The sequence below is a fragment of the Candidatus Fukatsuia endosymbiont of Tuberolachnus salignus genome, from assembly GCF_964030845.1.
Taxonomy (GTDB): Bacteria; Pseudomonadota; Gammaproteobacteria; order Enterobacterales; family Enterobacteriaceae; genus Fukatsuia; species Fukatsuia symbiotica.
Genome location: NZ_OZ034983.1, coordinates 2,063,403 through 2,089,798, shown reverse-complemented (window position 1 = coordinate 2,089,798; position 26,396 = coordinate 2,063,403). Strand labels below are relative to the sequence as shown.

The following is a 26,396-nucleotide window of genomic DNA, read 5'->3' as shown; positions in this document are numbered from 1 at the left end:
TGACATGGCGATCAATTATGCAGGCTTACGCCGTACTGCCGACCGTGTATTGCGTGACAATGGCGCCCCTTATACCCTACAGCGAGGCGGGGGTGTGCAGGTCATCAAAGGCGTTGAAGTCGCTGTTCCGCGGGAGAATCACAGGTTGACGGGCGTCATTACTCATTACACCAAGGGTGAAACAGAGGGCACGCTTATCCAACAGGGTGACAGTAAAATGATGGCGACAGCTGAAACGGAAATTCGTCAGGGCGATCGCCTTCTTATCGAAGGCACAGCCTATCGGGTGATACAGGTCACGCCCGTGAAACCCGCTACGCTGCTGCTGTGTTACCAATTGCAACTGAGGGCCTAATATGGAGGATAACAAACGCTTTATGGCCTCCATGACTGCCTTTGTCAACCAGAGTAAACAGGCGCATCAGGCACTCCCCCAGGTGCTGGGCATGAAAATATTGGCAAGATTGGTGACGATGTCACCAGTGGGTAACGCGGACACCTGGCAAGGCAAAGCGCCACCAGGCTATACCGGTGGTCGATTTCGCGGCAACTGGCAGGTGACCTTTGATGCGCCCGCAGAAACGGAAACCGGATGCATTGACCCCCGTGGCAATCTGACGCTCACTGAGGGAATACAGCGATTAACGCAGTTTAATCAGGGAACTCAGGCCATTTATTTCAGCAACACCGTGCCCTATGCTTATCGGTTAGAATTCGGTCACTCGAAACAGGCCCCCAACGGTATGATTAGGGTGACAGCGGAAGAATTTCAGACGCTGTTTAACCAGGCGGTTAAAGAGGTTAAAAAATGAGCACGGGGCGTGTCATAGCGCTACTTGAACACCATTTGGGCGCCTGGGCAGCACAAAAAGGGTTTCCCGTCGCCAGTCAAAACGTGCAGTTTAGCGACACCGGCGGCTTGTATTTGCAATCGCATCTCTTGCCTGCGACCACGGAATGCCTGGATTTGGCGCAAGTTTCACGGGTTTATCACGGGGTCTATCAAATTACCCTCTGTGCCCCGACGGGCAGCGGCCAGGCTCAGGTACAGGCTATCGCTGATGACCTCATCAGTCTGTTTGATTTGGGCACCCTTTTAACCGATGGCATTATCCGCTGTGCTATCATCAGTGTCCCTACAGTATTTACGGGTATCACCCACTGTCACACCTACAGTCTACCCCTCAGTATGCGCTATCGGGCGTATGTGATCTGATTGGCAAACGGCATTATTTTGATCAACTGACCTCAACAATTATTTCGTTATTACTTTATTTCTAAACATCATCTTATTATCTTAACACTCGGAGACAGCTTATGGGCTTTGCCTTACCGAATGGTGCCCAGGTTTACCTGGCCTCAGACTACGAAACCGCGCTACCGTTTACGGCTATCACGAATGCTGCCCATGCGATGCTCACAGTAGTCGGCAACGATAAAATTAAAAAGGATGACCTTGTTCACATTTCTTCCGGCTGGACGGGACTCAATGAACGGGTTGCTCGCGTGTCGGCGGCGACGGCAACCAGCATCACCTTGGAAAATATCGACACCCGCCAGACCACGCAATTTGTTGCCGGTGGTGGAATGGGCAGCATCCGCAAAATAAAAACTTGGACAGAAATTCCGCAAATCAAAGAGGTGTCCAGTTCTGGTGGCGAGCAACAAACGGTCAGCCTGCAATTTTTATCGGATACAGTGCAACGTAATGTTAACACCGTGAAAGCCCCGCGCACCTTGACCTATACCTTGGGACATGATCCTGCTTTGGCGATTTATCCGCTATTACGGGCCGTCGATCAGGGTCAAGCAATCGTCGCCTTCTCGATGTTCGTCCCGGGCCCGAAAGAAAAACGCTACTGGTCAGCCACGGTGGCCTTTAACGACGTCCCCCATACCGAAGTCAATGCCGTTGAAACCGTCTCGCTGGTCCTGAATCTGCAGAGTCCCGCGATGACGTTTTACAAAGAACCCGCCTAAGGATACCCCATGTCGATTGAATTTACCTTACAACCCCAGCCACGCTTTAAAGCCGATGTGGCTATTCCACGCGCGGGCCTGGAGGCCGGTATCGTGACCTTTACCTTCAAACATGTGCCACTCAACGAGATGGCGGAGCGGGAAAAACGCAAAAACCAAACGGGATTGGATTTTGTTGAACACATTACCGCCGCCTGGGCGCTGCCCGATGAGTTAAATCGTGACAATTTGACCAAATTGGCGAATAACTATCCCCAAGCCATTGAAGCCATCATTCACACCTTTTACCGTGAGCTCTTGGGTCAACGCGAAAAAAACTGAGGGCGGTTGCGACGGCGCTCTACACCCCAGCGCCTTGTGCGGAAGAATTAGCCAGCGCAGGCTTACGCCCTGAGGATTTTAACGCACAGTGCATTGAAGTCTGGCCTGACATCTGGCCGTCTTTCCTCGTCATGCGGGCGATGTCGACCCAATGGCGCACGGGGATGGCGGGTCCGACTGGCCTGGATTATGGCTGCCTACTCCACGTGATGACTCTACTAGGCGTAGAACCCCGCGCAACCGTTTTTGACGATATCCGCACCCTGAAAAGTATCGCCTTGTCCCTTATTCACAAGAGGCATTCAACATGACAGAGATTGCAACGATTTCGCTACGTGTCGACACCTCAAACCTGGAAAAAGGGGACAGGGCACTCGAACACTTTGGCGACACGGCGGCGCGTACTGCCACCCGAGCCGAGGATTTCAATTCATCGTTTACACCGGCTACCCGTACGCTCAATGCGTTCGGCCATCAAACAACCCAGGCCAATCTTAGCCTGCAACAACAGCGTGATGAGCTGCACCGCTTATTGGGTAAAATTCATCCGGTCACCGCGGCCTTTGGCAAGCTTGATGAGAGGGAAGCGCAGCTCAGGCGGTATAAAAACTTGCCGTTCCTTGACAAGGACACCTTTGACCAAGCCGCCCGGGCAATTCATCAGGCGCGTGATGAACTCGCTCAAGCTGCCCAAGCGAGAACCGCTGAAGGTCGTGCCGCGGCGGCGCAAGCCGCTGCAGACAAAGTCGCCGCTCAGGCAAAAAACGCCTTTATTGCTAAACTGCGTGAACAAAGTGAATGTCAGGGGAAAACCACTGCGGAGATTTTGGCCTACAAAGCCGCACAATTGGGCGTCACCCAACAGGCTGCACCTTTCATTGCCACACTCAGGGAACAAGAAAACAGCTGGAAAAAAGGCACGATATCGGCGGGTCAATACCGGATGGCATTACGTCAATTGCCGATGCAGTTTACCGACATTGCGACCTCGATTGCCGGGGGGATGCCGCTGTACCTGATTGCCATTCAGCAAGGAGGACAAATCCGGGACAGCTTTGGTGGCATCGCCAATGCACTCAAAGCCATGGGACAGTGGCTGACACCGACCAAAATCCTGCTCGGGGGCGCCGCGACCGCGCTGGCAAGCGTCGGACTGGCCTACTACCGGGGTGCACAAGAAAGCAGCACCTTCAATAAGCAGCTGATTTTGACCGGCCAGTATGCGGGCAAAACCGCCACTCAATTACAACAGTTGGCTAAACGACTCTCCGGTGACGGGTTAACCCAATCGGCGTTATCGGCAGCTCTGGCACAGGTGGTGGGCAGCGGCGCGTTTGACAGCACACAAATTGAACAGGTCAGCGTGGCGGCCGCCAAAATGGCCGCGGCAACGGGGCAATCCGTCGATGACACCGTCAAACATTTTACCCGCTTACAGGAGGAACCGCTTACTGCGGTCAAAGCATTAGACAAGCAATTACATTTTCTGACGGCTTCCGAGTATGAACAGATAGCCGCGCTGGAACGTGCGGGCAATACTCTAGGTGCAGCACGCCTGGCGATGGAGGCCTATGCCAATGCCCTGAAAACCCGGGCGGATGACATCGTCGCCAATCTGGGTACGATGGAAAAAGCCTGGTACAGCCTGAAAAACACCGCCAAAAGCGCCTGGAATGCGATGCTGGATATCGGCAGAGAGCAAAGCCTGAGCAATCAAATCGTTCGGGTGGATGCTCAGTTAAATGACCTCAAAAAAGGTTACTTTAACCGCACGATGATTCAGGGGCTAGAACAGCAAAAAGCACTGCTAACGGAGAAGAAATTTCAGGCAGACCTTGCAGCTGCCCGCCAAACCGCCGAGCGCCAGGCCGAAGCCATCGAAAAAGCGTCGCTGCAACGCCAAGACCACTGGCGTGAACGCTATGCCAACCAAGCCCAGCAGCGCAGCAAAGAGCTGAAAAAATTTAACGAGATTGCTACCCGATTCAGCCCGCAGGAACAAGCGCGTATCCGTGCGGCTATCGAAGCACGATTTCCCGACGAGAAGCGCAAAAAATCACCCCCTATCCGCCAGGCAACAGGCCGTCCAGCCGCAGTCTACCGTGATGATGCCGCTACCCGCGCCTTACTGGAAAGCCGCCAGCGGGTCGCGATGTTACGTGAACAAGCCACGCTCACCACCTCGATGAGCGAGCAGGAAAAGCAGCAGGTGAGATTCACGCAGCAGATAGCGGATTTAAAAACCAAATCGTTATTGACTGCTGACCAACAATCGCTACTAGCTCGTGCCAAAGAAATCAATGCCAGCCTGCAACTGGAAGCTCAGCTATCCCGTGAGAATAGTCAGCGGCAAAAAGCACTCGCCGCACTCAAACAGATGGAAGACACCAGCCAGTCTCTTGCCCGTCGTAACGCTCAGCAGCAGGCCAGGTTTGGCCTCACCGATAAACAGGCCAGGTGCGTTGACCAGACCTTTCAGCTGGATAATACCTATCAGAAACAAAAAGAAGGCATCACCGATGCCGAACAATTAGAAAAAATCACCGCCGCCTATCTCAGAGCAAAACACACGTTACAGGCGGGTTTTCATCAGGAAAAGCGAAACGAAGGAAACTGGCTCGCGGGCATGAAACAAGGAATAACCGAATACGGTGAAACCGCCCATCATGTCTTCGCTGCGACGCAAACACTGGCTAGCACCACCCTGGGCAACCTGTCCTCGATGATGACCGAATTGACCACCACCGGTCAGGCGAATCTGAAAAGCTTTGCCACGGCATTTTTGACAAATATCGTCGATATCATTAATCGATTACTGATTGCTCAAGCAATACAGGCAGCCATGGGCTGGATAGGGGGGTCGTTTACCACGAACCCTGTAAATGCAACCAGTCACAGCGCCATGGGAACCGGTGTAATGGGCATGAACACCCGCTGGCAAAGCACCGTGCCCAGCCATGCGAGCGGTGGCTACACCGGGGAAGGCGACAAATACCAGCCTGCGGGTATCGTCCACAAAGGCGAATTTGTGATGACTAAAGACGCCACCGAGCGTATTGGCGTCGATAATCTTTATGCCCTTATATCTTGATTATTAACTTTCAAAGGTTGATGATCCCCAACTGATCATTGGGATGTCACCGGAGAGTTTGTTTGCGCCCTTAGGCTTAAAGCTTGTGCAGTCAGATAAAACCCCGGTGACATATTTATCGTCGCCTGTAAGACCGAACGGTATCTTGTGCTAAGAGCACGTATTTATAAGGAAGGTCGGGGCGATCATTTAATTATCTGTTTTTCATGGGAGAATCAGCCATGGACAAGACCGCAGTGGGTATTGATGTTGCCAAATTAAAATTCGATGTTGCAGTGTGGGTAGAGAGAAAAAAGTATAAAACAAAAGCATTCCCGAATACCCCCTCTGGATTTAGCCAACTACTGAAATGGCTTATCCCTTACGGGGATTGTCATATTTGTCTCGAAGCCACAGGGAGTTACAGTGTTCCACTGGCTATGTTCTTAGTTGATAATGGCATTGACGTCAGCCTAGAAAACCCATCACGTATTCATGCCTTTGGTGAGAGTGAACTGAGTCGGAACAAGACGGATCAGGGGGATGCAAAAATGATAGTGCGCTACTGCGCACTGCATACACCTGTCCTCTGGACTCCTCCTCCCTTGAGCGAACGTCAATTAACCGCGCTAGTACGCCATCTAAAGAGTTTAGAGGAAATGAGGCAAATGCAAGAAAATCGGCAATCAGTGGCTGACGATGTCGTTCAATCCTCACTGCTTGAAATCATTTCTGCACTTAAACAACAAATCCAGGCCACCAAAGAAAAAATAAAAAACCATATCGATAACGATCCTGACTTAAAGAAAAATAAAGCGTTGCTGGAGAGTATTCCTGGTATCGGTGAAATACTAAGTGCCAGTTTGCTGGCGTATGTGGGTAATGTGTCAAAATTCACTAACAGTAAGGCAGTGGTGGCCTATGCCGGGCTTAACCCAAAACTTTGTGAATCAGGTTTATTTAAAGGACGGAGCCGCCTATCAAAACGGGGTCATACCGAGCTCAGGAAAGCGTTGTATATGCCCGCTCTGGCTGCCCTTTCTTGTAATCCGATAGTGAAAGCACAGTGGCAACGACTCGTATCACGCCATAAAGGGGGTAAAATGGGCGTCTGTGCAGCAATGCGCAAATTACTCCAACTGGCGTATGGTGTGCTGAAATCAGGCATCCCATTCGATACAAAAATAGCACTTGCATCATGATGGGCAAGACGGTATCTGATGCGCGGTTATGCGGAAGGGGGCCCGGTCAGTCATCGCCAAACAAAATCACCGTGCCCCCCCTTCATTGGGGAGGCAAGGGAAAGCTACAGCGGTAGCAATCAACGTGGGGGATATTAATATTTTGAATCAAGGGATGGGACAGCAATCCAGCCCAAGCACACAGGATAGCGCCGCTCTGCGAAAACAAATCAAAACGGCGATTACGTCGACTATCAGTGAACAGCTCAGTAAGCCCGGTACGCCCTTATGGCTGGCTGTGCAGGGGCGGGGGTGATCAAATAACCCATTGCCTAATAATCAAGAGAACATTTTTTAGGTAATATGAGGGCATTTTGTATAGCAGGGGCCGTATAAGTTGATTATGAAAATCAGAAATAACATATTGATATTAATTAATATTTATTAACAAAAGTGATCACGTTACATGGCGCCTGCTATATTAGCGAACAAGGGGAGGAAGCGGTTCGTTCGCTTTTCTGTATTCATCTTTATATTTGTTATATGCATCAGCAGCTGCACCGATGACACAGATACCTGCAGGAACAGCTGTAACGGCGGCCCCGATAGCAGCTCCGGCGATCGCGCCACCAGGCACAGGCACTACTCCCGCTCCAATCATGAATCCCAGACTAGCCCCAGCTGCAACAAGCGCCAGTGCATGGGGGAGGATCTTTACACCCTCAACGAAACCTATACACAAAGCCTTTCCAACATGCGTTATTTTTCTTATAAATATCTTCAGCTTAGAGAATGAAGCTGACTTTTTATTCATGGCAGGTTCTGACGCAATATTTCTCAGGCTCGAGGGAGAGGGAGCACCACTCCTCTGAGGAGACCCAACAACCCCAACAGACCCAAAATCTAATAGTTCAAATGTACCAAGACTCCCAGTATATGACGATGCATTTGCACCAAGGGTAGATGCCATATTTTTTCTCTCAATAATTAGTTATATAATAATTATTATAATCAATGATAAACATAAAAGCATCTATTAGTTAGACACACAGGACGATTGCGCTATGTTATTTTTATTTTAAAAATCAAGTAATTAAAAAATAGTACGCTCGCTACGCAATTTTAAAATTAGTTAATAATCATATGGTTATAAAACATAGCGCGATTGCCCTATAGATACACAACGCTAATATTGACATGCCTTGACACAAATAAGGTCACGAGGCAATTTATTGAATCATGGCAATTAAAACATTCAGTTGGCGTACTCAAGGTACACCGGAAGGCAGCTTTTTACATCGCGTCAGGGTGGCGCAGTTCGGTGATGGCTATAAACAGGTCGCAGGCGACGGTATCAACCCCGAAAGCCAGTCATGGCCTCTGACTTTTCAGGGCACTGAAAAAAACATGCTGCCATTGCTCACCTTTATTCGCCAACACTGTACACAGCCTTGCTTATGGACGCCACCCTATGGGGTGCTGGGTCTGTACCGTGTGGCAGCAGATTCCATCAGAGTCACCCCCTTGGGTGGCAATATCCTGTCCATCAGCTTTACCTTTGAGCAAACCTTCCAGCCTTAGTAGCACATAACCCCACTAGCGAGTAACACCATGACAACCCACATTGACCTGCAACGTCTGTTGCCAGGCAATCGCATTCGTCTGTTCGAAGTCGATGGCACGGCGTTCCAGGCAACTATTTTACGCTTCCACGCGGATACCTTAGCCCATACACCGGAAGAACTGACCACCGCTGCAGCTGATGAAACCAAGCTCAACGCAAAATCCATCTGGTGGCAAGGTAAGGAATATGCTCCCTGGCCGGTACAGATAGAAGGACTGGAAACCGCCAGTGATGGACAACAAGCACAGCCCAGATTAACCGTTGCCAACCTCGATGGCAGCATCACTGCGCTGTGCCTGAAATTTGACGACATGGTACAAGCCAAGGTGATTATTCACGACACCTTCAAACATTATCTGGATGCGCGTAATTTTCCACAAGGCAATCCTGAAGACGATCCGACACAAGAAAAAGTCCAGGTCTACACCATTGACAGTAAATCCATGGAAACCAGCGAGATGGTTGAGTTTACCCTCTCCAGCCCGGCGGATTTGCAAGGGTTGTTAATTCCTACACGGCAAATTCATTCGCTGTGCACCTGGGCGATGCGTGGTGACTACCGCAGCGGCAGCGGCTGTGATTATGCGGGTAGCCAGTATTTTGATGAGCAGGGTGATCCCACCGATGATCTGACCCAGGACAGATGCACTGGCCGGTTAGTGGAATGTAAAAACCGTTTCGGCAGACATAATCCGTTACCTTTTGGCGGGTTTCCAGGCTCCGCGCTGATCAAGAGGTGAGGATGCGTAAAAAAACGCTACAGGCGATGCTGGCTCATGCTGCTGCCGCTTATCCTTTTGAGTGTTGTGGTGTCATCGCACAGCAATCACGGCGAGAACGTTATTTTCCTTGCCGCAATTTAGCCGCTAAACCAACAGAACAGTTTTATCTCGATCCTCAGGGTTACATGGAGGCCGAAAATTGGGGCACCGTCATGGCGATCGTGCACAGTCATCCCGATGCCACGAGTCAACCCTAGGAGCTGGACAGAGCACAATGTGACCATACCGAACTGCCCTGGCATATCGTCAGTTGGCCCGAAGGCGATGTGCGCACCATTCAGCCACGGGGTGAGCTACCACTGGTAGGGCGTGAATTTGTCCTTGGGCATACCGACTGTTGGGGGTTGATACTGTCTTATTTTCGCCAGACGCATGGCATTGAATTGCATGATTATCGGGTAGATCACCCTTGGTGGGAATCAGGTCAGGAAAACAGGTATCTGGATAATTGGTATCAATGTGGATTTCGTGAATTTAGCGGAGAATACCAGCCAGGTGATGTAGTGATGATGCAGGTATCCGCACCGGTCGCCAATCATGCGGGAATTTTGCTGGCAGACGGCATGTTACTGCATCATCTGTATGGTAAACCCAGCCAGCGCGTGCCTTACGGCGGGTATTGGCAAGAGCGTACGGTGAAAGTGGTGAGGCATCGGACACTGCAACATCATTTAGCGTGAATTATATTGCATGTAGTATGCTAGATTGGATATTATCATATCTTATATCATATTGAATTAAAAGAGATTAAAATGCATCAATCACCTAGTTGTTCTTTTCAACCCCAGCCCCCCGGCAATACCTCAACTAATCAACTTCTTCCTCGTCTTCCTGCTAGCCTAAGGAATATTGAGAGTATTGGTAATCAAAATATAAACTTAACACCGCCTGGTCTAACGGTTGTATCGACAAGCAATTTTCAATTACAGGAGGGCGAATTGGGCGAATTGATTGCAAATGTCGCTTTGGCTAATTATTCCTATATGAGAAGTGAGGGAGACTTAAAAGATTATGGTCCAAACTGGACACTGCAAAAAGAACTTGCCAACAGTTTGGCTACAAAGGAACTAACGTTTAACGCTGCTAACGGCATGTTAATGGATAAAAGTTCAGGATTGGTTGCTTATGTGTTTTATAACAAAAATGATAAAGAAATACGCGTTGTTTTTGGTGGTTCCAGTAGTGGTGAAACTGCTGGAGAAATTTTAACACGCTCTTGGGGCAATGCGGTGAGCACCTCACAACAATGGATAAACAACATAACCAACGCAATAGACAACAAAATGCCTAGAAGCTATTGTCAAGCAGCAATCTTAACAGGAAGGCTTATCAATATCTTGAATACGGATCCTCGATATGAAGGTTTCAATGTATCGACGTCAGGCCATTCTAAAGGAGGTGGAGAAGCTGCTTATGCTGCGGTGATGAACTATACAGAGGGAAAACCAATAAAAGCAGAATGTTTTTGTAGCGCAAAATGGGGTACGGCTACTCAGAAAGAAGTGTGCAGGAAATTGGGGACTCTAGACCACGCTAAAAAAGGGACAGCGAAGATAAGACATTATCTGATCGAGGGAGATGTAATAAATACTGTTCAGCGATGGTTTAGTTGGTTAATTCATGTAGGTAACAATACTACTTTGCAGACGAACGTTTCTAGGAAAAACGCGGGGGCAGCTCGTCACGTTCATTTTTTTGAACACGTTCTATCATATAGCAGGGGCCGTATAAGTTGATTATAAAAATCAGCAATAACATATTGATATTAAATAATATTTATTAACAAAAGAGATCACGTTACATGGCGCCTGCTATATGGTGTCGTCAATGGGATTTAGATACGATTACCTTGATATAGCTGTAAGATTTAATTTTGATTTCTTAACGGATACATTGAGGATTAAATCTACAGAGTGGCTCATATTTGTATGCCAATTAAAATTAAATCGTGCCGCTATATCAATACCCGCGTGTTTTGCCTGTGGAACAAATTGAATCATTGTCACTCTTTGACAGTGAAACTTATGCGGCTTTTAAAGTTAACAAACCAGCTTTACCTATCGTGGCAAGTAAGACAGAGTAAACAGCGTCTCCCTACCTGATATTCAAGTGTTCTCGCTGAGGGTTCTGTAACATTCGTTATATTTTATTACGTAATTCTATTGTACATAATATGATCAAACAGGGCATTATTGTTGATAATCCATACAATTAAGAGAGATTAACATTTTATTGTACCTGCCGTACGCTAGACCCTTATACCCGATTTCATTCCCGCTTAGTATTACAAAGCAAGGTGGCTATTTAGGGGGATTGAGAAAAAGTCGTAATGTTGAGGATATGCCAGCCAATCCTCTAGTGAGAGCTGAAAGCGAGAGTTTAACTGGTAGAAATGAGCTTAGAGCTTCCAAAAAAAGACCTGTAGATGATCGTACTCATCAATCAGCAAAACGTATAAAACCTTCTGATTCTCCAAATTCCTTCGATGAAAAAGCAAGCTCACTAGTTAGGGTTTCTAATAGGAAGGCTAGCTCTCCTTTGAATGATCCATTTATGCGAGCTCAAATAAAAAAAATACAAAAATTACAGGCGAGCCATAAAGATAACGTTATTCATCCGGTTAGTACCGAAACTGGTCTCTGTAATACACCTAGGTGTTCATTTAACAAAAAAATACAAGAAAAATTTGTCGACCTCATAGAGCCTTATCCAACATCAACTCAAAAGTTTGTTCGCAAGAAATTAAATCTAAAATCAAGCACTGTTTCTAACTGGCAAAAACCTAAAAAAGAATAAACTCAAAACCTCAGGATTAATATCACATTAACTCTGAACAAGGGCTGCCCCTGCAGCCTTTTTTATTTTTCGGGAGCCAATACCATGGCAGGATTCCACCAACCGTTACGAACAATCCGCCTGTACGGAAAACTCGGGCACCTGTTTGGCCGTGTACATCAACTCGCGGTAGAGACGCCGAGAGAAGCGATCAAAGCGCTGTCGGTTATCCTGCCTGGGTTTGAGCAATTTATGTTACGCAGTCAAGCACAAGGCCTGACCTTTGCAGTATTTAACGGCCAGCGTAATATTGGCAAAGAGGAATTAGCCAGCGCCCACGGCAGCCAGGATATTCGCATTGCCCCGGTGATTATCGGCAGCAAACGGGGCGGCTTGTTTCAAACCATTATCGGTGCGATGTTAGTGGCGGCGTCATTTATCCCCGGCGCTCAATTCTTAGCCCCTGTGGGCATTTCCATGATGGTCGGCGGGGTTATCCAGATGCTGTCACCACAACAAAGCGGGTTATCACGCCGTGAGGACCCTGATAACAAGCCGAGCTACGCCTTTGGCGGCCCCGTCAATTCCACTGCGCAAGGCAATCCGGTGCCGATCGGCTACGGCAAACGGCGTATCGGTGGCGCGGTGATTTCTGCGGGCATTTACGCGGAAGACCAGATGTAAAAACAAACAAACAGAGAACACAATCCAGGTCGCCAAGGCGATCTTTTTTTATGGATAAATTATGGTCATCACAGGAAACAAAGGCGGTAGCCAGCTTTTATTAACATGAGCAAAATCTTCGATGCTGACCCAGTCTTCTTAACCACTGAGGACCGCACAGAACGTTATCATCAAGATTCCAGATTTGTCCAAAAAGGGTTTGTGGCAGTCTTGATAACGGGTTCCCACCGGTCATAGGGATTTCTTCCCCTTTCAACTCGGATGAGTTGTTGATGGAAGTAGCGTTTTATCCGCCCTGTTAAGGTAGAATGATCTATTTCGCCGGTAATAACATCAACACCATTCGGGAAGAATTGATCGTGGATTTTTTCTGAATCCCCATATTTTTTGATCAATTTTTCGCTTAATGGGGTCCCCTTGGTACGTACTGTTACCATGGGAGTGAGAGGCAGTGTTGGGTTGCGACTACAGTGCCCTATAATCATGCTAAAGTGTTGTACAGCGTCGTCCTTCTGCCCTAATTCTTTGTTATGGGAGATATTCAGTTCTTGTATATTCTTGTGCATTAACATAGTAGTGAGGGAGGATAAGAACTGGTCGGTCAGGCCGGTATTAGATATATCCAACTTCGTTAGATTATGTAACGTTGCTAAATCAGCCAATGCTTTTGGACTAAGGCTTAGAGGATTATTACTGAGATCTAAAGACACTGTTTCTAATGGGATAGGTGGTACTCCTGTCAGTCCAAGGCCTTCAAGACGGACATGAAGCTCTCCCCCTCGTTGCTTACAAACTATAAGATCACCTACTACCATTTCACGTATGCGTCGTTGTTCTGGATCTTCCGCTTCATTTATGAATTTATTGCATGACTTCTGATATTTCTCTGATACTTCTGGTTTATCTGCTTCTCCAGTAGTGAGGAGGGGGGGGGATGGATATAATGCTAAAGCACCATGAACGTGAGAGAACATTAGTTTTTATCCTTATTCAGATGAAAATGATTTCTAAATACAACGCGAAATTAATTATTAGCTAATTTATTATTTAATTCTAACGAAAACAAGACCCCTAATGTAAGAGAATATTAAAGACAAAGGACAGGGATTTTTGAACGGAACCCACCGGCTGAAGCCGGTCAGCCTTACTAAAAGTTATATACCCGTGATCAATGAAGATGCTTGATTTTGAAGTCGATAAGGATCATGCTCATAGCCATGAAAATAGAGCTGACTGCTGACCAGAAAATTACCCTCGAAGCCCAACATCGTCAAAGCCATGACCGCCGTGTCTGTGACAGGATCCGGTGTGTTTTGTTGTCCGCAGACGGCTGGACTCCCCCTATGATTGCTCACTCACAGCTCATTAATGAAACCACGGTGCGGCGCCACCTTACAGACTATCATAAACTCAACAAGCTCAAGCCTGAAAATGGCGGCTCCGATGGCTATCTCAATGCGGAACAGACCACGTCGCTGGTTGAACATCTCACCCAGCCGCTCTACCACCACAATCACCAAATTGTGGCCTATATCGCTGGACGCTGGAACATCACCTTTACCGTATCAGGTCTGTATAAAGGGTTGAAGCAGCATGGCTTTAGCTATAAAAAGCCGAAAGGTGTTCCGCATAAATTTGCCGTTGAGAAACAGCAGCAATTTATAAAGACCTACAGCGAATTGAAAGACGCCGCGCTTACGTTGAATATCCAGCTTCATTACCTTCCGCCGTATAGCCCGAATCTAAACCCGATAGAGCGATTGTGGAAGGTGATGAATGAGCAAACACGAAACAATAGATATTACCCATCTAAACAGAGTTTTAAGAACGATATCTTAAACTTCTTTGAAGTGAAGCTACCACAAATGGCAAGTTCTCTGGTATCTCGCTTAAACGATAATTTCCAGGCGCTAAATCCTGCATCTTGATTTCACTTGGGTATAATACCAGAACAGCGAACACAATCCAGGTCGCCAAGGCGATCTTTTTTTATGGGTAAACTATGGTCATCACAGGAAACAAAGGCGGTAGCCAGCGGCCACCTACGCCCACAGAATCCCCGGACAGCCTGCATTCTACCGCCAAAGCTAAAATATTATTGGCCCTGGGTGAAGGGGAATTTGCGAGCGAATTAGACGGCACCCGTATTTATTTGGATGGCACCCCGCTTAATAATGCAGACGGCAGCGCTAATTTTACCGGTGTCACCTGGGACTACCGCCCCGGCACCCCATCGCAAGACTACATTCCCGGGATGCCGAACGTTGAAAATGAAGTTACGGTCAACACCGAGTTAAAGGCCGACACCCCGTGGGTGCGGGCTATCAGCAACACCCAGTTATCTGCGCTGCGTATTCGATTTAGCTGGCCGGCGCTGCAACGTCAGACTGATAACGGCGATGTTAACGGCACTCGCGTTGAGTATGAGATAGAGATGGCGACCGATGGCGGGGCTTACCATACTGTCCTCAAGACCGCAGTGGAGGGCAAAACCAGTACAGGGTATCAGCGTTCACACCGTATTAACTTGCCTGACGCGAAAACCGGTTGGCAACTCCGTGTCCGTCGTCTGACACCGAACAGCACCAGTAACCGACTCGCCGATAACATGCACATTGAGGCATTGGCCGAAATCATTGATGCCAAGTTGCGTTATCCCAACACCGCTCTGCTGTATATCGAATTTGATGCCAGCCAGTTTCAGCACATTCCCGTGATTGCCTGTGAGCCCAAGATGCGGATAATACGGGTGCCCACGACCTACGGCCCCGCAACGAGGACGTATAAGGGCACGTGGGATGGCACTTTCAAATGGGCGTACAGCAATAATCCGGCCTGGGTGTTCTATGATATTTTGCTTGCCGAGCGCTTTGGCCTCGGCCATCGCTTAACCGCTGCACAGGTGGATAAATGGGAGCTGTATCGCATCGCGCAATACTGTGACCAATTCGTCCCCGATGGCAAAGGGGGTAACGGGACCGAACCGCGCTTTCTGTGTGATGTGTATATCCAATCCCAGGCTGAAGCCTTTATCGTACTGCGGGATTTGGCGGCGATATTCCGCGGCATGACCTACTGGGCGAATAATCAACTCTGTGCCCTGGCCGACATGCCCCGTGACCGAGATTACCTGTACACCCGCGCCAATGTCATTGAGGGACGTTTTTCCTACGCCAGCAGCTCAGAAAAAAGCCGCTACAGTACGGCAATGGTCAGCTGGAGCGACCCGGCTAACGGCTATCAGGATACCCTTGAAGCGGTCTCGGATGAAGCCTTGGTGCGACGCTATGGCATCAATCAACTGAGTACCACGGCAATCGGTTGTATCCGTCAGACAGAAGCCCACCGGCGTGGTCGTTGGGCGCTGCTCACCAATGCCAAAGACCGCTTGGTGACCTTTGATGTTGGCTTAGATGGCGCGATTCCGTTACCAGGGCACATCATTGCGGTTGCCGATGAAATGTTATCAGGAAGAAAAATCGGGGGGCGCATCAATCAAGCCGCAGGCTGCGACATTACCTTAGATAGACCCGCTGACGTCAAACCCGGCGATCGACTTATCGTCAACTTACCCCGTGGGTCCGCCCAAGCACGCACCGTCCACGCGGTTAACGGTCAACTTATCACCGTCAGTGTGGCTTACAGTGAAACGCCGCAACCGGAGGCGATTTGGTCGGCGGAGGCCGATGACGTAGCCCTTCAGCACTACCGGGTGACCCGTATCGAGGACAATAACGACAACACTTATCGCATTAATGCTGTCCAACATGACCCTGATAAATATGAACGTATCGACAGCGGCACGCGCCTCGACGAGCGGCCTATCAGTGTGATTCCGTTGACCCTTCAACCCCCTCCGACACACATCACGTTGACCAGCCATGCGGTGATTGCTCAAGGTTTAGCCGTCACCACTTTACAGGTTAATTGGCAGGCAGCCAGCGGTGCGACCGCTTACGACGCACAATGGCGGCGGGACAAGGGCAACTGGACGCCGCTACTGCGGGTATTGACTTGCGGCTTTGAGGTCCCCAACAGCACTGCGGGACAGTATCAAGCACGGGTGAGGGCCATTAACGCAGCAGGCATGGCTAGCCTGTGGGTCACGACGCCAGAAATCCCTCTCCAGGGGAAAGCAAACCCGCCACCCCAACCGGTTAGCTTGACCACCACGCCAATTGTGTTTGGCATCACACTCAATTGGGCCTTTCCTGCGGGCGCTGAAGATACCTTAAAAACCGAGGTGGAATGCAGCCGTTTTGCTCATGACGCCCATCAGAAGCCACTGATTGACATTGCCTACCCGCAGCGTCATTACACGATGCAGGGTCTGGCTGCGGGGAAAACCTTTTACTTTCGTGCCCGTCTGGTCGATCGACTGGGCAATCAAGGTGCCTGGACACCGTGGGTCCAGGGGACATCGAGTGACGATGCAGATATTGTGCTCGATCACATTCGTGATGACATCATGACCACGCAGGCCGGTAAAAGACTCACCTCTCAACTCGATACCCTCATAAAAACCAGCCAAGCCAATGAAAGAAAACAGGAACACAGTCGTATCACACTCCAAAAGGAGGTCAAAGACCGGGTAGAAGAAACGCTGCTGCAGGTGAATGAACGACTAGAGCGACAAGACAAAACATTGCAACGGTATAACCAGGGACTTAAATCCCGCTTCAAAATAAGCCAATTACAAACACAAGACGTGCAAAAGACCGCCACGCATCTGGATACCGCATTTGTCACCTACAAAGAGGAGATGGACACGCAATTTGACCGTGCTAACGCGGATATGCTGGCACTCAGACAGGCTCAATCCGATGCGCAGCAGGCGTTCAGCCTTTACCGCCTGGATATCACTGCCCGCTTTGATAAAAATGACGCGTTAATAACCGACATCCACACGGCGCACGCCACGGCGACCCAGGCCCTGGCCGACTATCAAAACCGGATAAGTGCCCGATTCGGCAAAAATGAAACGGCGATAAGCCGGGTCAAACGCGCTCAAACCACGGCGACCCAGGCGTTAGCGGAATATCAAAACATGATTGCCGCGCGATTCCGTGACAACGACGCTGCCATTGAAACCAAAGCCACAACACAATTTACCTCATCAGGCGGTAACGCCCTGTACAGCATAAAAGCGGGCATTCATCACCAGGGCAAATATTATGATGCGGGCATGGTGGTCGGCGTGGAAACCCGTAACGGGAGTGTAAAATCACAGATAGGTTTTAATGCCGATAATTTTATTTTATTAAGTGGGCAAAATGGCAAAAAGTTCTCGCCCTTTGCGGTAAAAAATAATCAGGTCTTTATACGTGAGGGCTTTATTCAAGATGCGACCATTGACACGGCTAAAATAAAAGAGGCCGCCATCACTAATACAAAAATTGGTGGACCTCTCCAGTCGACCAACTGGGCAGCAGGCCGTTCAGGATGGAAAATAGAGAAAGCCGGCAACGCCGAGTTTAACGATGCTACCTTCAGAGGGACAATATATGCCACCGATGGCTGGTTTAAAGGGACGGTGTCTGCGGATAAAATAGAAGGGGATATTCTGGACATGTCTCCTAATTTTTTTAAAACAAAAAAAGGCAGCATTCCCGATAGCCAATCTGTAATATTCCCTTTGTTTTATATAAAAAAACAGCCTCACCACGAAGAGTGTTGCTATTAGGGAGAAAAGAGAAAGGGATAGCCTTGAGCGTATCACCCGATTGGGTCAGAGCAACGATAACCCGTGATGGCATGGATGTGCAATACCTTGGGAAAGCCGGGGCGGGGCTATTAGGAGAGTATGTTAACGCTGTCAACGAAGATATTGATATCACCCTCCCGGCAGGTGAAGGGGAGGTATTAATTGGTTTAAGATTACAATCTACACGGGGTAAGCTTAGAATGTTCAACTGGACGGCAAGCGGTGATATCTACACCATGAAAAACGCAGCCAGTATCAAAATAGCCTGATTAAGATCAATACTCGCCTGTGAATTTTATTGTATGTGGGATGACGTTTTCTGTCATCAAACGCTTTATATAAAAATAGACACAAGTAACCATATAAATTAACGGAAATAAAAATTAACTGATATAAAATGTCGCTTGTCAGGATAAACACGGAATACATAACGACTGTGTTTGGCAGTGCCTACTGACGGTCAAAATAAGTCCTTAAATATTCCCTCAACCTATAGTAGGCGCTGTATATATTCATTATTATTCGAAACACTGGAAAAATTAGATTACTGAATGATATGTGAAATTATAATTTTTATGAAAAATGGAGAATATTATTCTAAACAAAAAAACAGCATCTTCGGAGTCAAATAGGTATACATTGGCCTGATGAATTATTTTTTATTCCATTTAAAACACAACGATATATTACTAATTATTTCAAAAATAACATCAATAAATTCATAAAAAAAATAGGTTAAGAAATACTCGTTATTTGCGACAAGTTATGTGATAAAAATTTATAAATTCCTTAACTTAACACAAGACAAGAGGTGGTCTATGTATCCGTCTTCAGTTAGCAATCGGGGTGTGATATTAAACGGTCCTGATCCTGGTCCTGTTCCTCCAAGGAAAAAAATTAAATTTTTACGGCATAAAAGCATAAATGACTGTATCACTAACATCAAGGACGGGTACTATCCATCTTTGGAAAGGAATTACATTTTAGGAGAGAGTGTTACATCCGCCTTGATTCAAGCGAATGCCTTTTGGAATAAGGCAAATAGGCGTGATGTTCCAACAAGTAATTCTCCCAATGGTGTAGAGACTATTCGCACTGTACGTGAGCGGATACGTAGAAAAGCCGACGGTATGTCAGACGATCTACAACAAGAATTTGATGATGCCTGTAAAAACAATGATCGGGTCACCATACAAAGAGTTTATAGTGAATTGGTTGTAAGAGTCTATGAAAATCATCAAGCCGATCAGAATAACCCTTCCTCTGGAAACTTAGCTTATATTTCAAAAGGAGTAGAAACAAGCGCCAGAACTAACGAAAGTGAATATAAAGAGGGGACCCCAACTTATTGTGGAGAAATTTCTTATTTAGTTTACGCCTTATTATGTAGAGAAGGTGTAAATCCGGAGGAAATGCGAGTTATCTGTTTTACAGAAAATAACCCAGATGATCCTGATCTCGCTAATAATCACGCCCTAATTATCTATTCTTCAGATAGGAAATTATTCGAAAGTATGGAACGGTACTGTGGTGTTAGTGAAGGCAATCCTAATTCATATTCTCACTTTATCGATTTCTGTGCTCAGATAAATGAAGAAAAAGAAATATTTCTGATTATTGATCCTTGGAGTAAGGATAATAAAATTATTGATCCACTGATAAAAGATGAAGTTTTTTACAGTATTAAAAATAAGTTTATAAATGAAAACGATCAGGCAATAAAAACAAAATTTTTAAAGCACATAATAGGTAGCACATTAGCCGAATCCGAGGTATTGGCTAAAAGTTATGGTGAACCTGATTTTAGCCTTTGTCCGGAACCATCAGTTCATATTGATGTACCTATTCTTGCACCGAATTCTGATAGCAGCTCAAGTGAAAGCGATAGTAGCATGGAAGGGATTGATGCTTGACCTGAAGGTACTCGTTTTGGCATTTGGAGACTATTGTTTACTTTTTACAAAAATTATAATTTTGTGTCCTATTAAATAATTTATTTTTTCCAGTGTTTTGAATGGTGATAAGTATATGCAGTGCCACAAAAATGTCATAACAGTGTCACTGTTTGCTTCTATCTGATTTGTGAATGTAAAATAATACAATATATACAATTAGTTAAAGTATGGATGACACTAAAGTCGAAGAAAAAAACAACATGACCGATGCCGATGAAACAAGTTTCAAACAAGGCTATCTTGGATGCTGGAAAAGTGAATCATTTGATGGTTAATGACAGAAAGGACCCTTCGCTCAGTGCAAGACGATAGGTCGAAATGAAGAGGCAACATATTGATAAATAGTGACTGAAAAGTTGTGTTTTGTCGTGTTTTGTTGCCTATTATATAAGCAGAAATATTTTATCTATTTGTTTTTTATTGATTATTTTATCTTAGTGTGACTTAACTCCTCATAGTGCGAGTATTTTATTTATCATATAAATCAATAAATTAAAAACAAAAAGTCACAATCGATCGAAATTAGGTCAAAATACATAGATGCGGCTCGCATCCTAACACCTTACTTGGTAGCCCAAAAGGTAATAATTAGTATCGAATTTCGTCCCACTCACTTCCTCGGCTATCACGGTATTTATCCGTCATGGCAGAAGATTTGTGTCCCAGTAATTTTTGTGCAAAATCGTTACCTCTGGCTTCACTGTGCAGCCGCGCGGATAAACTTCTAATCTCGTGAAATGAAGGCGGTGTGCCCTGCCATTTCAAGCCTGATTTCTCTCTTGAATCGGCAAAACCTGTCGATAGCGATCTCTGACTGAAGCGGGTTTTATTCCTTCCCGCAAAGACATAATTTTCACCCCTTATTTGTTGCCGACAATCCGCAAGAACACCTTCAAGGTTCTTGTCAATCACCTCCAGATTCAAGGTTAAAGGTATCGCCAATTTCATCCCTGTCTTCTGTTGCTCTACCCACCATTTCCCATCATGAACATCTTGCCATTTCATCCGTTGGATATCCCCCACCCGCTGACCTGTCAGTAAGGCCAAATCCATGCTTAAACCTATCAACGGCTGCCGTTTGTTTGCCGCTTCTCTTATCACAAGAAACTCTTCCAGTGATAAACGTTCTCGCTGTATCTGTACGCGAGGCTTCTTCGTCGCTGTAGCCGGATTGGTTGCCAAATGCCCTTCTGCAATGGCTTCATTAAACATATCGATCAACAAGCTGCGAATTAATTTTGCACTGGCGGTTTTGCCTTGTTCGCTGTAACTCTTTAAAAATTTAGCAATGTCTTTGGTGGTAAGGGTGTTCAATGTACTATCAGGAAAAGCCTGGGTGATGGCCGTTAATCTTGATTGGTAGTCTGTGAGTGTTTTAGAACGAAGGCCACGTTGATGCAATTTTTCTTTAAATCTGGCTATCCATTCTGTCACCGACAGCGTATTCACCTCGTTAATTCTGTCTACCAAATTGTAGCGTTGGTCAAAAATCTGCATATTCATGGCAATCGCTTCGTTGATTGCGATACGTTTCACGCTCCCTAGGCCGTATTCCTTACCTGTGCGGGGGTCTCGGTAGCAATAGTAGCCGTTATTGCGGACATACAGATTGGGGGGCAGGTCTCGGTTAGCCGGCTTTCTTTTGCGTGCCATGATACAGTCTCTCCATTAAGCGCTTTCCGGCGTAACTGGCGGGGGTTGTGGGGTCGATCTTCACGGCATTAGCGTTAACAAGGTATTCTCTGCCATCGAGCCGTGGTGGCGGTTGGATGGCACCAGAGCGGACCCATCGACGTACTTGTTCCATGCAACGTGGGCGAGGCTGATTTTGATTCCATTGCTTGAGGCTGATTTCCATCGCAGTGCTTTCCTTATCAACGTTAAAAACGTCATGACCTCGTCCGTGTTGTAGACGGAAGAGTTATAGAGGGTCATGTGAATAACTTTATTTTAAGAATAAAAAATAATGAGAGGAATAATCAATATCAATAAATAATAGCGTCTTTCATTGTTATGAGGGGGTAGTATTAAAATAGGGTCTTCTCTTTATAGGTCGAATAATGAGGCAATCATATAAAATTTATCCAATAAAAATAGCCTTGATGAAGAAGGCTATTTTATTTATTCTGTAATAAAATCCATTTTCAATTTTTCAATGTGGCAATAATCGTGTCTTTGGCTATTTCACCATAATGGTCGATAAGGTATTGAGCAAAATGAGCTGCAGTGATTCTGTATCCACAATGAGCGCTGACAGACGCGGCAAAGGTTTCAAGTGCTTGGTGGAGTATCGCGCCAATATAAATCATCTCTGACGGTTCTTTCATCACGTCTTGTAACATAACGCTTCCTTTTTTTAGAGATAATATGTAAGTACTCCACTTGTATTGATAAGACGAAGCCCTTCGCTAAACGCATTATTTTTCGAAGAAGCAATAAAATGGTTTTATGGCAATCGATGTGTAGGCTTTTTTCTCTTTTTAAACCAACTTCTTAATCGAGTAAACCAATTTTTTTTCATTTCGCTTAGCTTCCAAGACCTTATCTTTTAACGCTCGTTTTCTCGCTCTGCTCTGTCTGTTGCTCATAAGAAAACCTCCTACTCAATAAACTGTATCCCGGGGCGTATAAACGCGTGGGGAACAGTGCGGTCAAAGCCGGTTTGATGACAAAAATGTTTAAAGTCCAGCAATGAATGCACTTTCGCTTTTTGGTATAGAATACGAATTCTATTTTCTATTGTGCGATGAGAACGTGCCAATTTTTTACCTATTTCCTTGGCACTCATCGTGCGTAATAAATAAAAGACTATCCTCAGTTCAGATTGTGTGAAGAGATTCGAGGGCGGTTCCAATAATAGCGTGGCAGTCAGCTTATCCACGTAGTGTGGCAGTGAAATAATAGCCAATTTTCTGCCATAAAAAACGGTGCCGATGCATTTCTTTCTTTATTATGCAACGGAAAGGTTTCGTATAAATAAGGTTGCAGTTTCTGCTCACGACCAAAGAAATGCGTTTTAATGAGGGTAATTTTCTGTCCGCTTTTTATAACCTCTCTTTCCAGTTTTTGAATTATTAAAGCAAATTCTGCAATACACGTAGGAAGTTCATCATCACGTCGTCCTATTACATCAAATCCTTGTGGCAAATTTAAAAAGTCAAAAAAAGCACGATTGGTATAAATAAAGCGTGAGTCACTGTCTTTTATTCCCCAAACATCTTGACTGTTTTCCATCATTGATGTCAGAGGCAATGAACTTGAGACCTTTGCTATTTTTTTCATCATCTGTCCTAACTCCATTCAGCCCCTTTCATTGTGGATGACGCCCATTTAGGAGAGGGTAAATTACTTAGTCAGTGCGAAAGTCTAATTAGAAAAATAAAATGGAATAGTCTCCACGAGAGAGACTCTCTTTTCTATTTTTATCATGCTAGACGCTATCGCTTTCTACATCCCTTCAAAGCAAAAAGCGCAAGGCGGACATGAAATACGGTAAACAGACCATGCAGAGAATACGGTTCAAATTTGAGTTTTGCACTTGCCAACGTCTGTTTCACTGCGGGATAGGACACAGAACGTAATAAGGCGATGTCTTTTTGTGACACGCCTAACGCGAAAAGCATCGCCGTTTCAAATTGCACCGGTGTTAATTCAGGAAAAACTTCCCGTAATTCAGGAAATTGGGTAATATCGATGTTAGCCATTGTAGCCTCTGTGGTAGGTTGTGGTGGTTAGCTGACAGGGGTGGTTAGTCCCACCTCTGTTAGCGCTAGGGTTAAGTGATATAAACGGGATTGCGTCACCGTCGCTATTTGTAAGTTGTTGTGGCTATTTATGTTTTCATGGTGAGTGACTCCGTGGGTTTATGATGCGATGCCAAGTTCTTTTTCGTGGGTGAAGTGTCCGTCCCAATGGGTTTTCATTGGCAGCTTATTTTTGCGGTAGAGGTCAAATAATCGGATTGCCCCTTTGCGCAGTAAAACGGGTTGGTACTTGATAAAGTCATCACCGCTATGAATGCTGATTTTATGTTGATGTTCCGTCAAATATCGGTCACGCGCATAAGAGGTTGCACGCCAGCGGGTATGGGATTTACTTTCGTTATAGAGCCAATTTCTTTCTGCCAAACAGTGATTAATCTGTTGTGTATTAATACCGTTGAGCATTTTGCAAAATTGAGTGGTCGTTATTCCTTCCTTAAACAGGTTCTTCAACTCCTTTAATTCCGCTTCCTGTTCTTTGTTCACTAAGGCTAACCTGGTTTTTTCGCGAAACTGCTCTGCCCATGCCATAGCCGCAACAGGGGGGTCTTCGAAATTAGGTAATATGCAGACAGGCCGTGTTGCTTTCTCTTCCAGCTCCCGCCAGCGCGTGGCGACTTTATGGCGAAGTGGAATACTGTAACCCATGACCAATGTCATGGTTAAATCTTGGTCAAGTAAATATTCCTGATAAGTGCGACCACTGGCGTCTTTGTAATCGGCGGAAAAGTCCGCCGATTGAATGGTGAGCACTTCAAACATTTTTCTACAGTCATAAAGTACGTCTTTATGCTGTTTGCCCGTTAGTCGAGCAATTTCACGGCTAGACATTTTTACCTGTTGATAGAGAGTGATGACATTTGACATGGAGAATTCCTTGCAAGTGAATTGCGATTAATGACCTCCGGTACGTTACCGGAGCGGAAGATTAATTAAGCTTTGATGTTGCGTCAGCGGGGGGTTGGGCTTTGCTTCTATTAACAAAATTAACGAATACCATCCCATCTTTGAAACAGTCACAAAGACGGCAGGCTAAAGGTGAATTTAGTTTTATTGAAGGTGTATAATTGCTCACTATCTGACCCATTACACGCTATGGGCGTAAAAAAACCGCACTACTTGCGTATGCGGCATTCGCTAGTTAAAGGTATTTAACACCTTTAACGAAATATTCCCCGAGGCTGAATCATCATTCAGCCTGTCCGGGTATAGCAGGTGTTAAGACACCTTAATGTAGCAATACTTCAATATCTTCAATATCTCGGTCAGAAAGTCCAGTAGATGTTTTAACCAAAGCACTATCTACACCACTTTTAAGAAGCTGCTTGGCAATTTCGAGTTTAGTTTCCTGACGTCCCTGTTGCATGCCCTGTTGCATGCCTTCCTCACGGCCCTCTCTTCTCAGGTCTTGTGCAATCGTCATGATGTCCTCACTGTAAGTCGGTGCGTGCTCCACAATCGTTTTGAAAAATTGCGGTGTATCCGCTGTTTTTCCTCTCTGAGCAATATAATACATTAATGTCTTAACCAGTTCACTCTCTGTATAACCCGTATTCAGTAAATGTGCAATAGACTGACTTATCACTATGATATCACGCGCATAAATGTGCTTTTGTACTAATTCAAGAAGAGCAACACTGCGGTGAGTCAAGATTTCTTCATCGGGTATCGTGGTCACATCCACCAAAGGAAAAGGCTGAGAATAGACTCTTTGTGCTAAGTCTCTGTCAGCAAAACAATCCAGCCAATCCATACTGTAGGGATAAGGGCTTGTTTCTCCATGATAAAAGAGGATCGGTATTACCACCGGCAACTCGTCATGGCCTTGGTCAAGATGCTGTTGCATGATGGGAATACTGTAGCGGAACAAGCGGAAAGCCATTAATTTTTTTGGCGTGCTTTGATGTTCGATGAGACAATGAATGTAGCAACGCTTACCCTCCTTCGTTTTGAGTGAATAAACAATGTCAGAATAATGTTGTCTCAAATTCGGCTCAATGAATGAACCCGGTTCGATCTTCAACGTAGAAAAATCGCATTGCTCCTTGATTTCAGGCGGTAAGTGGAACTGTAGGAAATCACGGGCAACGTTAACATTGCTCATGCACTTCCTAAATGTTGCATCATGTGGGTTCGGTACCTGAGGCACGGCGCAATCTCCCTGTGATTATTCTCTACAATGTGGCGTCGATATTATCGACAGGCAACTCTACGCGTATTTCATCCGCTAAACGATCACTTTTTTTCAGTGGCGTTATCTTCATGCCACTTTTCCATAGGGTTTTAATGCTCAACGGGCGCTTTGGATTTGACTTGATATCTTATAATCATAAAGACACAGTAATCTACGGTAAGGCGTCTCATTTTTTTTAGGATAATAAATGTTCTCTCACTTCGTTGAGTGGGATCTGGTCACGATATACGCTATAAATGATACAATTTTCTTTTCTAGCGTCAGAGATAGCGTTATCACATAAAATGGCGCGTAGGGAGGTAGGGCTATTTTTACAGATTTGCTCTATACGTTGAAAATGTTCATTGACTTTTTTAAGTTGTTGT

The 26,396-nt window shown here is 46.0% G+C and carries 29 protein-coding genes, 1 pseudogene and 1 other annotated feature (1 of these 31 only partly in view); of the genes and pseudogenes, 19 read left to right on the top strand and 11 right to left on the bottom strand.

Translation table 11 applies throughout. The annotated features are described in order from the left end of the window. The first annotated feature begins 4 nt into the window (after positions 1-4). The 5 genes from AAHH42_RS10120 (at position 5) to AAHH42_RS10100 (ending at position 2,301) form a co-directional block, all read left to right on the top strand. Positions 5-355 (top strand): hypothetical protein, encoded by a 351-nt coding sequence (locus AAHH42_RS10120; protein ID WP_342221044.1) that lies wholly within the window; start codon positions 5-7, stop codon positions 353-355. A 1-nt stretch (position 356) separates the two neighbouring features. Continuing rightward, entirely contained in the window at positions 357-812 is a 456-nt protein-coding gene (locus AAHH42_RS10115; RefSeq protein WP_342221043.1) for a hypothetical protein, read from the top strand. Further along, entirely contained in the window at positions 809-1,216 is a 408-nt protein-coding gene (locus AAHH42_RS10110; RefSeq protein WP_342221042.1) for a phage tail terminator-like protein, read from the top strand. Before AAHH42_RS10115 ends, AAHH42_RS10110 begins: the two co-directional genes overlap by 4 nt. Before the next feature lie 101 nt (positions 1,217-1,317). Next, entirely contained in the window at positions 1,318-1,980 is a 663-nt protein-coding gene (locus AAHH42_RS10105; protein ID WP_342221041.1) for a phage tail protein, read from the top strand. A 9-nt stretch (positions 1,981-1,989) separates the two neighbouring features. Further along, positions 1,990-2,301 carry a phage tail assembly chaperone gene (locus AAHH42_RS10100; protein ID WP_072551181.1) on the top strand — a complete coding sequence of 104 codons (312 nt, stop codon included), beginning with the start codon at positions 1,990-1,992 and terminating at the stop codon, positions 2,299-2,301. A gap of 19 nt (positions 2,302-2,320) precedes the next feature. Here the strand turns inward: AAHH42_RS10100 and AAHH42_RS10095 are convergent, their stop codons facing one another. Next, complete coding sequence (locus tag AAHH42_RS10095) at positions 2,321-2,461, bottom strand: hypothetical protein (RefSeq protein ID WP_342221040.1); 141 nt, start codon at positions 2,459-2,461, stop codon at positions 2,321-2,323. On the opposite strand from AAHH42_RS10095, the gene AAHH42_RS10090 reads away from it, so the two are divergent. The 4 genes from AAHH42_RS10090 (at position 2,394) to AAHH42_RS10075 (ending at position 6,868) form a co-directional block, all read left to right on the top strand. After that, positions 2,394-2,612, top strand: coding sequence for a DUF1799 domain-containing protein (locus AAHH42_RS10090; RefSeq protein ID WP_342222061.1), 219 nt, complete (start codon positions 2,394-2,396; stop codon positions 2,610-2,612). The two genes, AAHH42_RS10095 and AAHH42_RS10090, sit on opposite strands and share 68 nt — an antisense overlap. Then, positions 2,609-5,392, top strand: a complete 2,784-nt coding sequence (locus tag AAHH42_RS10085; protein WP_342221039.1) for a phage tail tape measure protein — start codon at positions 2,609-2,611, stop codon at positions 5,390-5,392. The genes AAHH42_RS10090 and AAHH42_RS10085 overlap by 4 nt, the downstream gene beginning before the upstream one ends. A 206-nt stretch (positions 5,393-5,598) precedes the next feature. Beyond that, positions 5,599-6,573, top strand: a complete 975-nt coding sequence (locus AAHH42_RS10080) for an IS110 family transposase (protein WP_342221038.1) — start codon at positions 5,599-5,601, stop codon at positions 6,571-6,573. Positions 6,574-6,601: 28 nt separating this feature from the next. After that, positions 6,602-6,868 carry a hypothetical protein gene (locus AAHH42_RS10075; RefSeq protein ID WP_342221037.1) on the top strand — a complete coding sequence of 89 codons (267 nt, stop codon included), beginning with the start codon at positions 6,602-6,604 and terminating at the stop codon, positions 6,866-6,868. Between the two features lie 165 nt (positions 6,869-7,033). Here the strand turns inward: AAHH42_RS10075 and AAHH42_RS10070 are convergent, their stop codons facing one another. Further along, positions 7,034-7,522: a hypothetical protein gene (locus AAHH42_RS10070; RefSeq protein WP_342221036.1), complete on the bottom strand. Its 489-nt coding sequence runs from the start codon at positions 7,520-7,522 to the stop codon at positions 7,034-7,036. 269 nt (positions 7,523-7,791) lie between these two features. On the opposite strand from AAHH42_RS10070, the gene AAHH42_RS10065 reads away from it, so the two are divergent. The 6 genes and pseudogenes from AAHH42_RS10065 to AAHH42_RS10040 all read left to right on the top strand — a co-directional run bounded on the left by AAHH42_RS10065 (position 7,792) and on the right by AAHH42_RS10040 (position 12,417). Continuing rightward, the gene (locus AAHH42_RS10065; protein WP_342221035.1) at positions 7,792-8,133 is read left to right on the top strand and encodes a phage tail protein; all 342 of its coding nucleotides are present in this window, start codon (positions 7,792-7,794) and stop codon (positions 8,131-8,133) included. Positions 8,134-8,163: 30 nt separating this feature from the next. Next, on the top strand, positions 8,164-8,916 hold the full coding sequence (locus AAHH42_RS10060) for a phage minor tail protein L (RefSeq protein WP_342221034.1): 753 nt from the start codon (positions 8,164-8,166) through the stop codon (positions 8,914-8,916). A 2-nt stretch (positions 8,917-8,918) separates the two neighbouring features. After that, positions 8,919-9,638, top strand: a pseudogene (locus AAHH42_RS10055) (C40 family peptidase). A 72-nt stretch (positions 9,639-9,710) separates the two neighbouring features. Then, positions 9,711-10,694, top strand: coding sequence for a hypothetical protein (locus AAHH42_RS10050; protein ID WP_342221033.1), 984 nt, complete (start codon positions 9,711-9,713; stop codon positions 10,692-10,694). Between the two features lie 604 nt (positions 10,695-11,298). Further along, on the top strand, positions 11,299-11,754 hold the full coding sequence (locus AAHH42_RS10045; protein ID WP_119797218.1) for a hypothetical protein: 456 nt from the start codon (positions 11,299-11,301) through the stop codon (positions 11,752-11,754). A gap of 84 nt (positions 11,755-11,838) precedes the next feature. Then, entirely contained in the window at positions 11,839-12,417 is a 579-nt protein-coding gene (locus AAHH42_RS10040; RefSeq protein ID WP_072551114.1) for a tail assembly protein, read from the top strand. A 170-nt stretch (positions 12,418-12,587) separates the two neighbouring features. On the opposite strand, the gene AAHH42_RS10035 is transcribed toward AAHH42_RS10040, so the two are convergent. Beyond that, complete coding sequence (locus AAHH42_RS10035) at positions 12,588-13,391, bottom strand: hypothetical protein (RefSeq protein ID WP_342221032.1); 804 nt, start codon at positions 13,389-13,391, stop codon at positions 12,588-12,590. A gap of 243 nt (positions 13,392-13,634) precedes the next feature. Between AAHH42_RS10035 and AAHH42_RS10030 the strand changes: the two genes are divergently transcribed. The 4 genes from AAHH42_RS10030 to AAHH42_RS10015 all read left to right on the top strand — a co-directional run bounded on the left by AAHH42_RS10030 (position 13,635) and on the right by AAHH42_RS10015 (position 20,034). Further along, positions 13,635-14,345, top strand: a complete 711-nt coding sequence (locus AAHH42_RS10030) for a winged helix-turn-helix domain-containing protein (RefSeq protein WP_342222060.1) — start codon at positions 13,635-13,637, stop codon at positions 14,343-14,345. Between the two features lie 74 nt (positions 14,346-14,419). Then, entirely contained in the window at positions 14,420-18,100 is a 3,681-nt protein-coding gene (gene gpJ, locus AAHH42_RS10025; RefSeq protein WP_342221031.1) for a TipJ family phage tail tip protein, read from the top strand. Between the two features lie 23 nt (positions 18,101-18,123). Next, complete coding sequence (locus AAHH42_RS10020; protein WP_342221030.1) at positions 18,124-18,390, top strand: hypothetical protein; 267 nt, start codon at positions 18,124-18,126, stop codon at positions 18,388-18,390. Between the two features lie 549 nt (positions 18,391-18,939). Next, the gene (locus tag AAHH42_RS10015; protein WP_342221029.1) at positions 18,940-20,034 is read left to right on the top strand and encodes a hypothetical protein; all 1,095 of its coding nucleotides are present in this window, start codon (positions 18,940-18,942) and stop codon (positions 20,032-20,034) included. Between the two features lie 630 nt (positions 20,035-20,664). On the opposite strand, the gene AAHH42_RS10010 is transcribed toward AAHH42_RS10015, so the two are convergent. From AAHH42_RS10010 to AAHH42_RS09975, 8 genes are all read right to left on the bottom strand, one after another. Further along, complete coding sequence (locus tag AAHH42_RS10010) at positions 20,665-21,729, bottom strand: site-specific integrase (RefSeq protein ID WP_072550644.1); 1,065 nt, start codon at positions 21,727-21,729, stop codon at positions 20,665-20,667. Then, positions 21,704-21,934 (bottom strand): excisionase, encoded by a 231-nt coding sequence (locus AAHH42_RS10005; RefSeq protein WP_072550645.1) that lies wholly within the window; start codon positions 21,932-21,934, stop codon positions 21,704-21,706. The genes AAHH42_RS10010 and AAHH42_RS10005 overlap by 26 nt, the downstream gene beginning before the upstream one ends. A 286-nt stretch (positions 21,935-22,220) precedes the next feature. After that, positions 22,221-22,418 carry a hypothetical protein gene (locus AAHH42_RS10000; protein ID WP_342221028.1) on the bottom strand — a complete coding sequence of 66 codons (198 nt, stop codon included), beginning with the start codon at positions 22,416-22,418 and terminating at the stop codon, positions 22,221-22,223. Positions 22,419-22,675: 257 nt separating this feature from the next. Further along, on the bottom strand, positions 22,676-22,984 hold the full coding sequence (locus tag AAHH42_RS09995) for a hypothetical protein (RefSeq protein ID WP_342221027.1): 309 nt from the start codon (positions 22,982-22,984) through the stop codon (positions 22,676-22,678). Further along, positions 22,945-23,376 (bottom strand): PAS domain-containing protein, encoded by a 432-nt coding sequence (locus AAHH42_RS09990; RefSeq protein ID WP_342221026.1) that lies wholly within the window; start codon positions 23,374-23,376, stop codon positions 22,945-22,947. Before AAHH42_RS09990 ends, AAHH42_RS09995 begins: the two co-directional genes overlap by 40 nt. A gap of 137 nt (positions 23,377-23,513) precedes the next feature. Continuing rightward, entirely contained in the window at positions 23,514-23,780 is a 267-nt protein-coding gene (locus AAHH42_RS09985) for a transcriptional regulator (protein ID WP_342221025.1), read from the bottom strand. Positions 23,781-23,939: 159 nt separating this feature from the next. Further along, entirely contained in the window at positions 23,940-24,704 is a 765-nt protein-coding gene (locus tag AAHH42_RS09980; protein ID WP_342221024.1) for a Rha family transcriptional regulator, read from the bottom strand. A gap of 361 nt (positions 24,705-25,065) precedes the next feature. Further along, positions 25,066-25,941 carry an Rpn family recombination-promoting nuclease/putative transposase gene (locus AAHH42_RS09975; protein ID WP_205411469.1) on the bottom strand — a complete coding sequence of 292 codons (876 nt, stop codon included), beginning with the start codon at positions 25,939-25,941 and terminating at the stop codon, positions 25,066-25,068. Between the two features lie 287 nt (positions 25,942-26,228). After that, positions 26,229-26,396 (top strand) — a sequence feature (16S ribosomal RNA rRNA prediction is too short) (it continues 752 nt past the right edge of the window).